The sequence below is a fragment of the Bacillus paramycoides genome (assembly GCF_001884235.1).
Classification (GTDB): domain Bacteria; phylum Bacillota; class Bacilli; order Bacillales; family Bacillaceae_G; genus Bacillus_A; species Bacillus_A paramycoides.
This window is the reverse complement of sequence record NZ_MAOI01000039.1, coordinates 86764-98953: the sequence shown is the minus strand read 5'-3', so window position 1 is coordinate 98953 and position 12190 is coordinate 86764. Positions and strand designations below refer to the sequence as shown.

Sequence of the window (12190 nt, the reverse complement as noted above, 5' to 3'; positions counted from 1 at the left end):
ACTTAGGCGAAAGGGGAAAAGGTGATGAAACAGAGTAAAGAAGAGTTTATAAAGAGTGAAGGCGCTGATTTCCCTGGGAAATCATATGTGGATTGTGTATTACAGCATGTATTTGATTTTCAACGCAATTATTTATTGAAAGATATGTTTCAAGTGCATAGGGCACATATTACTATGTTAACTGAAGAAAAGTTAATGAAAAGAGAAGAAGCTAAAGTTATACTAACAGCACTAAAAAAGGTAGAGGCAATTCCGAAGGATCAATTGCGATATATGGAGCAGCATGAAGATCTTTTTTTCTTAGTTGAACATTTAATTGTTCAAGAAGCGAAGTGTGAATTTGTAAGTAATATGCATATCGGTAGAAGCAGAAATGATATGGGTGTAACGATGTATCGTATGAGTTTGCGGCAATATGTATTGCGGTTAATAGAGCACCATTTATTACTGCAAGAAAGCATGCTCCAACTTGCAGAGGAACATATGGAAACAATTATGCCTGCGTATACACATACACAACCAGCGCAACCGACCGCATTTGGTCATTATTCTTTAGCAATTTACGATACGATGCAAAGAGACCTAGAACGAATGAAAAGAACGTACCATCTTTTAAATCAGTCTCCAATGGGAGCTGCGGCCCTTTCTACAACAAGTTTTCCGATTAAGAGAGAACGAGTGGCGCAGTTGCTTGGATTTACAAATGTAATTGAAAACTCATATGACGCCGTTGCTGGAGCGGATTATTTATTAGAAGTTAGTTCGTTACTTATGGTAATTATGACGAATACGAGTAGGTGGATTCATGACTTCTTATTATTGGCAACGAAAGAGTATGACGGTATTACTGTTGCAAAGTCATATGTGCAAATTAGTAGTATTATGCCGCAAAAACGAAATCCAGTTTCAATTGAACATGCCCGTGCTATTACGAGTAGCGCTTTAGGTGAAGCATTTACTGTATTTCAAATGATTCATAATACACCATTTGGTGATATTGTTGATACGGAGGATGACTTGCAGCCGTATTTATATAAAGGAATCGAAAATGCGATTCGTGTTTTTTGTATTATGAATGCAGTTATTCGAACGATGAAAGTAGAAGAGGAAACGTTAAAAAGTCGTTCCTATAAACATGCAATAACGATAACAGATTTCGCAGATACTTTAACAAAAAACTATGAAATTCCATTTCGGCATGCTCATCATGCAGCAAGTACTATAGCGAATATGTCATTAGAGCAAAAAAAGGAGTTGCATGAATTAAATTTCAAGGACGTAAATGTATACTTACAAGAAAATTTGAAAGTGAATTTATTAGAGGAAGAGTGGAAAGAAATTATATCGCCAGAAGCTTTTATTCAAAAAAGAAATGTATACGGTGGACCGAGTAAAAAAGAAATGGAGCGTATGATTAAAAGTCGTAAAGAGTCATTTCGGAGTGAAGAAGAGATATTTGAAAAGGAAAAATGGAGAATTTTACGAGCTGAAAATGATTTAAACACATTAGTTTCCAATATTATCGAATCGTAAAAGAAGGATTTAATGAATTAATCGCCAATATTTAATTAAAATAAAAATTGAGGGAAGAGATTGTCGATGATTCAATTGCACGTATATGAAGAGGTTATTCGTTTTAAAGAAGATGTTATACCATTTTTAGAAAAGAATGAGCAGGAAAATAATTTAATATTAGGTGTATTACAAGTTGTTCAAGAACCGATATTTATGGCGGCAGCGAAACAAGGAGAAGAAGTGGCGATTGTATTTCTTCAAACAGTGGAGAAACAAATGATCGTTGCTACGTCTGAAATTTCGGAAGAGGATATAGTGGAACTTGCAAAGGAGTTAACGAAAGTATATCCAAATATTCCTGGATTGATCGGTAATAAAAAAATCGTACAGAAATTAGCTGAAGAGATTGCGATATTAGAACAGAAAAAAACTACTGTTGTGATGGAGCAAGGTGTGTATGAACTAAAACGAGTAAAGAAGAAGTGGAACGGGAATGCGATTTTTCGAGAAATAAATAGCGATGAACTTCCATTAATAGAAAAATGGGTATATCAATTTTGTGAAGACGTGAAGCTCCCTACTACGAAAGAAGAAGCAAAACAAACTGCACATACGTTAATAACCACCAATCGTCTATTCGGTCTGGAAGTGGGAGGTAAACTAATCTCTATAGCTGCAAAAACGAGACCAACTACAAATAATATAACAGTCAATTTCGTTTATACGCCGAAAGAAGAACGGAAAAAAGGGTACGCGTCTAATTGTGTAGCCGCACTTAGTCAACGTATGTTAGATGAAGGTTACAAAACGACTACATTATATACCGATCTAGCGAATCCAACATCTAATAAAATTTATCAAGAAATTGGTTATGAGCAAATTATGGAGTCTGTACTTATATTTATTGAAAAATAAAAAGGCGCGCTATGAGCGTGCCTTTTTACTATTCATCAATTCGAATAACCTCGCCTTGCGGGAAGTCTTCAGTTTCTAGTAAATTACGAATAGCTTTCGCAACATATTCAGGTGGCAGTAGCTTTCCTTCTGCTTTTAATGCGGTGAATCGATCTAAGTTTGTGAAATCCTCTTTGTTAGCCCCGCGAATTTGTTTTTGCATATTTGTATCAACAACACCTGGTGCAAAAGCGACGATTTTTACAGGGAATTCTCTTTCCGCTTCTTCAGTAGCTACGCACTGTGTAAACATATTGACACCGGCTTTCGTTGTGCAATAAGCTCCCCATCCGAAATAAGGATTTTTTCCTGCGCCAGATGAAATATTTATAACACGTTTTTCTACTTTCCAATTTTTCGTATGTTTCATGAAAGTGGAAGTAAGGATCATCGGTGCAAGTAAATTAATGTGTACGTTCGTAATTAAAAGTTCACTTTCTGATTTTTCGATGGGTTTCATTGGTGCAACTGTGCCTGCATTATTAATTAAATGAATAGATGAGACAGTGTCTTTTTTAATAGATGAAAAGATTTCGTTAAAGTAAGTTTCTAAATTATGTACATCTTGAAGATCTACGGAATGGAAAATACAATGGCTGTTTTTTTGCTTTGCGAGTTTTGTAAGCTCTTTATTCTCTCTTCTAGAAATAGAGATGATTGTTGTGTTTTCTTCTAACAATTGCGCGGCGATTGCCTCCCCTAAACCTTGTGAAGTTCCTGTTATGATAACGTAGCGCATAGTTTTATAAACTCCTCTCGTATGTGCGGAATTTTGTTGGACAACGTACAATGTATAGTTTGTCTACATTTTATAGTATAGAGCACTTTTTACTATAAATGAAATGAGATGATTGTGTGCCTTTTATGAACCGATTTACAACGACAGTAACGGATATGGAACAGTATATGCAAGTGGGAAGGAAGGTGGATATTCTTGCATGAGAAAAAATATACAAGTTCTCGTACAATACAGGCTGTATGTTAAACTAAATTATAAGGAGGAAAAAATATGAGACATCAAATGGGACTATATAATGAGCCTTTTCAATCTATTTGTTCTGGGAAAAAAGTATTTGAAGTTAGATTGTATGATAAAAAGCGTCAACAAATAAAACAAGGTGATGAAATTGTATTTACTAACCTTGTGACGGCGGAAATAATTGCTGTAAAGGTAACGGAGATAAAGCGATACGAGAGCTTTAAAGAAATGTATAAACAAATTGATGGAAAATTATTTGATCGTGAAAACGTTAGTATAGAGGAAAGGTTGGAAAGTACATACAAAATATATACGAAAGAACAAGAGAAAGAGTGGGGAACAGTTGCAATTGGTATTAAGGTAATAATATGAGAAGAAATCGTGGTGCGGCTATTATTGTACAGGACGATAAAATTGCTCTTATAAAACGTGTTCGAGAAAGTGAGGTGTATTTTGTTTTTCCAGGCGGGGGAATTGAAGAAGGAGAAACACCTGAAGAAGCAACGAAGCGAGAAGTTTACGAAGAATTAGGGATACATATACAAGTGAAAAACCTTATCGCAAAGGTGGAGTATAAATGTACCGAGTATTATTATGATGCTTATGTTACTGGTGGAGTGTTCGGAAGTGGTAACGGCGAGGAGTTCGAGTTGAAAGATAGAGGGAGCTATATTCCTGTATGGCTGCCGATAAAAGAGTTGTTAAATATAAATATAAAACCTTATGATGTGGCCAAAAGTGTATTCGATTATTATGGAATATAAGGTCTGACAACATACAAAAAAAACCATTGACATAGCCTTCTGATTTAAGTATTGTATTCGAGTATGTTTATAATCAGGAGGTTTATATGAGCAATCAAACTACACATCATGTGAAAATGACAACAGCAGATCCATCTGGAATTGGTCTATTTGGATTAGCGATGGTAACACTTGTAGCATCATCTCAAAAGTTAGGCTTAACAGATGGCGTTTCACTTGTATTACCATGGGCAATCTTTTTAGGAGGATTTGCACAACTCTTTGCATGCATTCACGATGCAAAGCATAACAATACGTTCGGTACAACAGCATTTGGTGCTTACGGCCTATTTTGGTTAGGTGTTGGAACGTCTTGGTTAATTCAACTTGGAGTATTTGGTGAAAAATTAGCGCAAACTGCAGATTCAAAACAGCTTGGTGTAGCCTTTATCGGATACTTGATTTTTACGATCTTTATGACAATTGGTGCAATGGAAACACATAAAGTATTATTTATGATTTTCGTCCTTATTGATTTCTTATTTATTGGTCTTTCATTAAGTACATTAGGTGTTATGCCGCATGCAATGCATAATTTAGCAGCGTATTCTGAACTATGTATTTCATTATTATCTTTCTATGGTTCAGCAGCAGCAGTGTTAAATACACACTTCGGAAAAGTTGTATTACCAGTTGGAAAGCCATTTGGTATTTTTAAAAAGTAATAAAAAAGAACGGATGATTGTATAGTCATCCGTTCTTTTTTATTTATTGATAGCTACAGCAGTAGATCCTGTCATTTCGGAAATCTTTTGAGAGCTTGCTGGGTTGCCGTCTATTGTTACATGAACTTGTTGCTTAGGGTTCGCGGTAACAACCCAGGCGTCTGGTAAATAGCGTGATTTATGAGATAAGGTTGAAGGGATGTTTAAAATATCTCCCATTGCGTACAATGTCGCTGACGAGCCTCCGTCCATTGCCATTGCATTTACGGCCCCTTTTTCATAAAGAATATCTTGGCAGTCTCTTAAAGAAGCTCCGATACTATGAGGTTGTCTTCCGTCAATAATGAAAAACATAATTGATCCATCTTTTTTCTGAGCCATAATACTTCGGGGACCATAGCCCCATCCGCCATCATTTGTAATCATTTTTTCGCCATTTACAATTAGTTGAGGCATAAAGCCAGCAGCGGAAACGACATTTTTATTTAACAGTTGATTAGCAGAAAACTCTCCTGAAACCATTTGTCCGTATTTTGTAAGTCCACTTACGAGAGTAGGGGTATTAATGTCTTTCGGTGTGTTTATAACTTTCCCGTTTTCAATAACAATACCGATGCCTGTTTTACCACCACCATGTCCCGTTTCATCCCAAAAACCACTAGCATTTACAGCAGCAAGTGCATGATTTCGCTTTGCCATGACATATATCTTTTCTCCAACGTCTTTTCCTTGTGAACCTTGTTGTGTAACGAGTTTTACATTTAATGGATTACTAATAGTCATTAATTTACCTTCGAAAAAATGGTCGCTATATTTTTTCTTAACTGTTTCAATCGAAACGGTTAGTGGTAAATTTTTCTTTCGCTCTAATTCTTGTTTTGAAAGTTTAATATTAGCAAAATCGCTATTTTTCCATTTTGGATTTGTAATGGATTGAGAAATATCATTTAACTCATTATCAGACAGTAGTGTGATTTTTGCGTATTGCGGATGTTGAGACGTTAAAATACTTTCCGCTGCGATGACACGTAAATTATGGCCGTATGAAGTGCCGAATAGAATAATGGCACCTACTGTTAATAATAGTGCTGTCAAAAGGGATGATATTTTTAAAAGTCTAATAAAAAATTTTTTCATTATAAAGACTCCTCTTTTTGTAAGATCGAAATTGTTTGTTACCTGAAAATAATGAAATGTGTAAAGGGCCTTTCACATTATATATGCAACATATTAAATGTGAAAGGATGTATATACAATAAGTTGAGAAACCAGATTTGGCAATAGATGAATATGAATGTTAATACTCAAAATGAAAAGGTGATAGTCAGATATACTATTTCTTTTAACATAAACGAAAAGGATATAAATCGGATGAAAAATAATAATTGAAATTGATTCTCATTATTAATATAATGAGAATGAGAATCATTTATTGTAAGAGGGGGATGCCAAAGTGGCGAAAATTTTAATAGCGTATGCAAGTATGTCAGGAAATACAGAGAGTATAGCTGATTTAATTAAAGTAAGTTTAGATGCCTTTGATCACGAAGTAGTATTGCAAGAGATGGAAGGTATGGATGCTGAAGAATTGTTAGCTTATGATGGAATTATTTTAGGATCTTATACGTGGGGCGATGGTGAATTACCATTTGAAGCGGAAGACTTCCATGATGAGTTAGAAAATATAGATTTATCGGGTAAAAAAGTAGCTGTATTTGGATCAGGTGATACGGCGTACGAACTATTTTGTGAAGCTGTAACGATTTTTGAAGAACGTCTTGTAGGATGCGGGGCAGAACTTGTACAAGAAGGATTGAAAATTGAATTGGCTCCGGAAGACGAAGAGGACGTTGAAAAATGTAGTAATTTTGCAATTGCTTTTGCAGAGAAGTTCTAAGAATGGGAGTGTCAACGTGGAAACAATGTTAAGTGCAACGGCTATTACAAAGTTAAGGGATGGAAAACTTTTGTTAGCTACTACATATAATGGCTTATTCATTGAACAAGATGGAGAATGGAAACAGATTTTAAATGAGTTTCAAAAACGAATTCGAGATTTACATAGCGAAGGTAATGTAGTTTACGGAGTAGGAGACGAAGGAGTTTTTATTCGTAGTACGAATGGTGGAGAAACGTGGACGGTCCAGCGCTTCCCGACGAAAGCAACAAGCTGGAATGTATGTAGTAATGAGAATGGAACGGTAATTGCTCATGGAGATAAAACACTGTACCATTCTAGAAATTTTGGTTCCACCTGGGAAACTATTCATCCATTTCTTGATTACGGTAGTAATGCACCATCTATTCGTTCATTATTTTTATATAAACATTACTTATTTATCGGTACAAAAATACATGCTAAATATGGTGGTGTTTGGCTTTTTAATTTAGAGACACGTAAATTAAAAAGGATTAAAATAGCGACGAATCAGATGATTTCTGCGTTGATTATACACAATTCCTATTTAGTAGCAGCAAGTGGATCTTGTAAGGGGATTAGCGGGAATATTTCTTTTTGTAAAATAGATGAGAGTGCTGAGAGTGATAAAATATGTTGGCATACATGTCAAAATGAGCAAAAAGCTAGTAGCTATTTAGACTTAAGTGTAGATCAACATGTGTTATATACAACGTCAACGCAAAATAAGGCGGGAATTAGCACAGTTTGCCGTGTGCTTCTTGATGAAGGAATTGTTACAGTATGTGATTCGGTCAAAGGGCATGGTTGGCGCATTGTTAATGAAAAAGAAGGCTATGTTGTAGCTGGGTCAGGTGAATCAAAAGCGATGCAGTGGAAGAAAAAAGTTGTATAGATTAAAAAAAAACTTTACTTTTATTATATTGATATGATATAGTTACTTTAAACCATTTTACTTTTAATAATATAGAGATTTAAATGAGCTGTAACTTCCGAGGAGGATAGCAATGTTAAATCTCCTTCGGGGGTTGCAGTTTTTTAATGTCTGACGTATTATTGTAAAGTGGTTGAAAATGAATATGTACATATAGGTACATTGTAGGAGGATTTTTTTCATGCAAAACGGTAAAGTAAAATGGTTTAACTCAGAAAAAGGTTTCGGTTTCATCGAAGTTGAAGGCGGAGAAGACGTATTCGTTCATTTCTCAGCTATCCAAGGCGACGGATTCAAAACTTTAGAAGAAGGTCAAGAAGTTACTTTCGAAGTAGAACAAGGTAACCGTGGACCTCAAGCTACAAACGTAAACAAGAAGTAATTATGAAAAAAGAAGGGCTTGCCCTTCTTTTTTTTTGTGTTTTTTTGGTGAATGAAAGTCCTCCTATGTACATCCGAAGATAAGACTGAATTTTCAATTTGTATTCAAGCGTATTAAATGTATAAACTGTATGTATAAATAGATACTGAAAATAAAGTGAAACTGCTAATTAAGAATTGGCATCAAAAGGAATTAGAAAGAGGTAAACAAATTGATAAACTCTACACATTTCATTGTGTTCGATATTGAAAGGAATTTCAGGCCATATAAATCAGAGGATCCGTCAGAAATAGTTGATATTGGAGCTTTAAAAATAGATGTGAGTACAATGAAGGTTATTGGAGAATTTTCAGAGTTAGTAAAACCAAGTGCTCCATTAACTCGTCATACAACAAAATTAACTGGCATTACAAAGAGAGATTTAATCGGTGTAGAGAAATTCCCTCAAATTATAGAGAAATTTATTCAGTTCATCGGAGAAGATTCTATATTTATTTCATGGGGAAAAGAAGATTATCGTTTTCTATCTCAAGATTGTACATTACACGGTGTAGAATGCCCATGTATGGAAAAAGAGAGCAGATTTGATTTGCAGAAATTTGTTTTCCAGGCGTATGAAGAATTGTTTGAACATACACCAAGTTTACAATTTGCAGTGGAGCAGCTCGGTTTAACTTGGCAAGGTAGGCAACATCGTGCTTTAGCAGATGCTGAGAATACAGCAAATATATTTCTTAAAGTATATAACGAGAGAGATATTAATAAGCGATACAAGAGACATGGTGAGCTTGAACTTGTAAAGAACGGAAAACTAACAGAAAAAGCGAAAAAAAAGATGCGAAAATGGGTATTTAAAGAAATGAGAAAAAATACAGAGCACCCTTTTGTATGGAGTACATTTGAAAGTAGTGACACGTGGGAAAGTATAACGGAAAGGTATTATATAAGTGACTCTGCAGTAGAACTTCTGAAAAAACATTTTCGTACGGCGGTGAGAAAAGCGGAAAGGCAGTTGAAGTATTTGGCTGAGATGGAGAAGGCGCAGGAAGAGGGAAAGGTAACGTAAATGTATTAAGGTTGCTAAGTCTGGTCCTCTTTTTATGAGAAGAATTTATTAGTAAGCAATGTAAAAACTCCTATTCCATGTATAGATATAGGAGTTTTTTAGTATTTATTTTTTAAGTGAGTTAATCATTCGCGGTTCTATTCAATCCCGCTCGGATCATACCCAAACTGTTGCTTCTTCTCAATCCGCTCAATCACGTCTTGCAATTCATCCGGCTTCAAAAACTCAATCGGAGAGAATCCTTTCTCAAACGTAAGTGTGTCTGCTTCAATCATTAATACATATCGGTCGTTTACCTTTGCAATATGTATTAGGTCTCCGAAATCAGCAAGCAACGCCTTCACAGAGATATGATCTGCTTTTAACTTTAATTCCACTTCAGGGGCGTGCTCGACGATCTGAGCAGTAGCTTCCATTACTTCTTCTGTTGAAAATTGTTCCATAATTTCACGTTTTGGACTGGCAGCCCATACTTCCATCGCTTGGTCGAATTGTTCGCGTTCTTCTGTACCTTCTTCAAATACATCTTCAATTTGGTCGTATACCATGTCCATTACTTGTGTTTTCATAATTTCAGGCATAGAGCGTTCGTACTCGACGAATTTTAAGAAGTCTTCAAAGTAGCGGGCGTGTGATGCTTGGTGTATTTTTAGTTCACCTACTTCGACAATACCTTCTTCAGGCATGTATGGGTATTGGATAGATTTCATATTCTTTGTTGTAATAGCCATTTCAACGTTACGAATAAGTGTAGATTCATCAGAAATTGAAGCGACTTTTGGTTCGAAGTCACATTTCATAACGAATACGAATGGATCATCAAAATATTTGCGTAGTTTTGCTTGAGCGATTAAAAATACACCACCACGTACAGCGCTTGTGTCTAGATATGTATAAACGAGAGGTTCGCTCATATCTTTGAAGTTTTCTTTCGTTTCTGCAAAACGAATACGATTAAAAAGGTTGTAGTGAGGGTTTGAATCTAATTCATGTCCTTCTTCTACAATAAAGCGACCGATCTTTGTTGGAGCCTGTTCTGTTTTTGCATGACGTTCTACTTTTCGTTTCGATATTTTTAATAATTCACCATTCAAAAATTCTTTCAAAGAGCTATCTTCATACTCTTCCGCATCTAATGTTTGAAAATGCTTATAGCGTTTATCAACTGCTTCTCCTTTTCCTTCCACTTGTACAACATAAAAGGAAAGGAAATTTATTTCAAAATCCATATTTATCACCTTGTTTCATTTCGTTAACTCTTATCAGTATAGAGATGGAAAAAACTTTCGTCAATTTATATAAGGAAGGGAGAGTCCCTTCCTTATATATTTTTTATTTTCGAAATTAAAAACCGTCTTCTAATGCTGAAAATGGAATGTTAAGTCTATTTTCTACTGTACGTAAACGCTGATTTAAGCGGTTTAGTCTACGAGTATGTCGCTCAACTGTGTTTTCTAGTTGACGTACTCTTTGTTCAAGCTCATTTACTCGTCGTCCTAGTTGACGGTTTCCAGTGCCAGGAAAAGAGATTGGAAGTTGAAATTGTCTATTTGGATCATATGGATTAACTTGCTCTGTTTGATCTATATATTGTTGATATTGTGCTTGTAAATCGTATTGAGGTTGATATTCATATTGGTTATATGGATCATATGGGTTGTAGGGATACATATAAACTCCTCCGTTTCTTTAAAGTGGGGTAAATTCATCATAATGTATGTGCGAAAGCGGAGTAATGGCACGGCAAATACCTATAAATGTTTCAGTGGTTCATTATTTATGGAAAATTAAGAACATGGAGGTTTTATAATTGTATTTAATTTGGTTAATGGTATATACTGGATATAAGGGTTACATAAAGGTTACAATTCTATCGAACTTAAATTTTTTATGTGGATATGTATAGACATTTTGGAAAGAAAAGAGTAATTTATATAGAGTAAAAATAACTTGTAACATTTTCTAAATATATTGTAAAATGATTGTAACAAAACATACATAAAAATGAAATAATACATAAGAAATGATGTTGGGAAAAAGGGGAGAGTATATTGTTACGTAAAGTAAAGGGTATATTAGTAGGGGTGCTATGCATAGCTGTAGTAAGCGGTTGTGGTGCAAAAGTGAGTGATGTGGCATTAGTAAGTGATATCGGCGGAAACGTTGTAGAAGCTAAGGCAGAAGTACAGGATAGCATTAGCTTAGTGGATGGTCGTACTGGCACTGAAGTGAAAAAAATAGATTTATCAAGCTTAGGCTATTTTGAAGATGAAGCGAAATTCAAAAAATCGGTAACGAAGGTTGCTAGTGAGGTAGGGAAGAGCGTCGATACAAAGATGGTTCCTTCACGTATAGCGCCTGATGGAACTTGGCAAGAAGGAAAGCCTTCGTATGAATTAATGGAAAAAGAATTAGTAGATAAATTATTAAATGTAGGTATGTGGGATTCTTCTTATCAGTTACCAATTGTGGAGAAAAAACCTACTGCAACACTAAATGATGCGCAAGGTAGTGGTACTGTAGTTGGTAGATATGAAACGAATTTAGGTGGCTCAACAGGTGGCCGAATTGAAAATATTCGTTTATCTGCGGCGAGCGTAAATGGGGTTGTTTTAGCGAAGGGAGACCGTTTCTCTTTTAATGCATTAATCGGTGATACAACGCCAGATAAAGGATATCAATTAGGAAAAGAAATTGTAGATGGTAAATTAGTAGATGGTTATGGTGGTGGCGTTTGTCAAACATCATCTACTTTATTCAATGCAGCAGATCAAGCTGGTTTGACAATGGTAGAGAGAACTACACATTCTAAAACAGTAGGTTATGTTCCACAAGGAAGAGATGCTACAATTGCATATCCATATTTAGACTTAGTATTTGAAAACACGAATGATGCTCCTGTTAAGCTTTATATGGGTATACAAGGTGGAAAGTTAGTTGCTGAAGTACATAAGATGAAATAAATATCATAAGC

14 protein-coding genes are annotated in these 12190 nt (G+C 35.3%); 10 read left to right on the top strand and 4 right to left on the bottom strand.

The window, feature by feature from the left end:
• Nucleotides 1-24 precede the first annotated feature (24 nt).
• Both argH and BAU28_RS06140 read left to right on the top strand, forming a co-directional pair.
• On the top strand, nucleotides 25-1533 hold the full coding sequence (gene argH / locus BAU28_RS06145) for an argininosuccinate lyase (RefSeq protein WP_071718048.1): 1509 nt from the start codon (nucleotides 25-27) through the stop codon (nucleotides 1531-1533).
• Between the two features lie 60 nt (nucleotides 1534-1593).
• Nucleotides 1594-2430 (top strand): GNAT family N-acetyltransferase, encoded by an 837-nt coding sequence (locus tag BAU28_RS06140; RefSeq protein WP_116500316.1) that lies wholly within the window; start codon nucleotides 1594-1596, stop codon nucleotides 2428-2430.
• A 28-nt stretch (nucleotides 2431-2458) separates the two neighbouring features.
• On the opposite strand, the gene BAU28_RS06135 is transcribed toward BAU28_RS06140, so the two are convergent.
• Entirely contained in the window at nucleotides 2459-3208 is a 750-nt protein-coding gene (locus tag BAU28_RS06135; protein ID WP_071718046.1) for a (S)-benzoin forming benzil reductase, read from the bottom strand.
• A gap of 270 nt (nucleotides 3209-3478) precedes the next feature.
• Here BAU28_RS06135 and BAU28_RS06130 point away from each other — a divergent pair, with 270 nt between their 5' ends.
• The 3 genes from BAU28_RS06130 to BAU28_RS06120 all read left to right on the top strand — a co-directional run bounded on the left by BAU28_RS06130 (nucleotide 3479) and on the right by BAU28_RS06120 (nucleotide 4916).
• Nucleotides 3479-3820 (top strand): ASCH domain-containing protein, encoded by a 342-nt coding sequence (locus BAU28_RS06130; RefSeq protein ID WP_071718045.1) that lies wholly within the window; start codon nucleotides 3479-3481, stop codon nucleotides 3818-3820.
• Nucleotides 3817-4212 (top strand): NUDIX hydrolase, encoded by a 396-nt coding sequence (locus BAU28_RS06125; protein WP_071718044.1) that lies wholly within the window; start codon nucleotides 3817-3819, stop codon nucleotides 4210-4212. The genes BAU28_RS06130 and BAU28_RS06125 overlap by 4 nt, the downstream gene beginning before the upstream one ends.
• Nucleotides 4213-4298: 86 nt before the next feature.
• Entirely contained in the window at nucleotides 4299-4916 is a 618-nt protein-coding gene (locus tag BAU28_RS06120) for an acetate uptake transporter (protein ID WP_071718043.1), read from the top strand.
• A gap of 39 nt (nucleotides 4917-4955) precedes the next feature.
• On the opposite strand, the gene BAU28_RS06115 is transcribed toward BAU28_RS06120, so the two are convergent.
• Entirely contained in the window at nucleotides 4956-6053 is a 1098-nt protein-coding gene (locus tag BAU28_RS06115) for a phosphodiester glycosidase family protein (protein WP_071718042.1), read from the bottom strand.
• A gap of 316 nt (nucleotides 6054-6369) precedes the next feature.
• Here BAU28_RS06115 and BAU28_RS06110 point away from each other — a divergent pair, with 316 nt between their 5' ends.
• The 4 genes from BAU28_RS06110 to BAU28_RS06095 all read left to right on the top strand — a co-directional run bounded on the left by BAU28_RS06110 (nucleotide 6370) and on the right by BAU28_RS06095 (nucleotide 9216).
• A complete protein-coding gene (locus BAU28_RS06110) occupies nucleotides 6370-6813 on the top strand; it encodes a flavodoxin (protein ID WP_048371306.1) in 444 nt (147 codons plus the stop codon).
• Between the two features lie 16 nt (nucleotides 6814-6829).
• The gene (locus BAU28_RS06105) at nucleotides 6830-7729 is read left to right on the top strand and encodes a WD40/YVTN/BNR-like repeat-containing protein (RefSeq protein ID WP_071718041.1); all 900 of its coding nucleotides are present in this window, start codon (nucleotides 6830-6832) and stop codon (nucleotides 7727-7729) included.
• A 220-nt stretch (nucleotides 7730-7949) separates the two neighbouring features.
• Nucleotides 7950-8150, top strand: coding sequence for a cold shock-like protein CspB (gene cspB / locus BAU28_RS06100; RefSeq protein ID WP_001179148.1), 201 nt, complete (start codon nucleotides 7950-7952; stop codon nucleotides 8148-8150).
• Nucleotides 8151-8361: 211 nt separating this feature from the next.
• Entirely contained in the window at nucleotides 8362-9216 is an 855-nt protein-coding gene (locus BAU28_RS06095) for an exonuclease (RefSeq protein WP_071718040.1), read from the top strand.
• 137 nt (nucleotides 9217-9353) lie between these two features.
• Here BAU28_RS06095 and BAU28_RS06090 read toward each other — a convergent pair whose 3' ends face one another.
• Nucleotides 9354-10445 carry a DUF3900 domain-containing protein gene (locus BAU28_RS06090; protein ID WP_071718039.1) on the bottom strand — a complete coding sequence of 364 codons (1092 nt, stop codon included), beginning with the start codon at nucleotides 10443-10445 and terminating at the stop codon, nucleotides 9354-9356.
• 115 nt (nucleotides 10446-10560) lie between these two features.
• Nucleotides 10561-10887: a hypothetical protein gene (locus BAU28_RS06085; RefSeq protein ID WP_002172828.1), complete on the bottom strand. Its 327-nt coding sequence runs from the start codon at nucleotides 10885-10887 to the stop codon at nucleotides 10561-10563.
• A 380-nt stretch (nucleotides 10888-11267) separates the two neighbouring features.
• Here BAU28_RS06085 and BAU28_RS06080 point away from each other — a divergent pair, with 380 nt between their 5' ends.
• A complete protein-coding gene (locus BAU28_RS06080; protein ID WP_071718038.1) occupies nucleotides 11268-12179 on the top strand; it encodes a VanW family protein in 912 nt (303 codons plus the stop codon).
• Nucleotides 12180-12190: the final 11 nt, after the last annotated feature.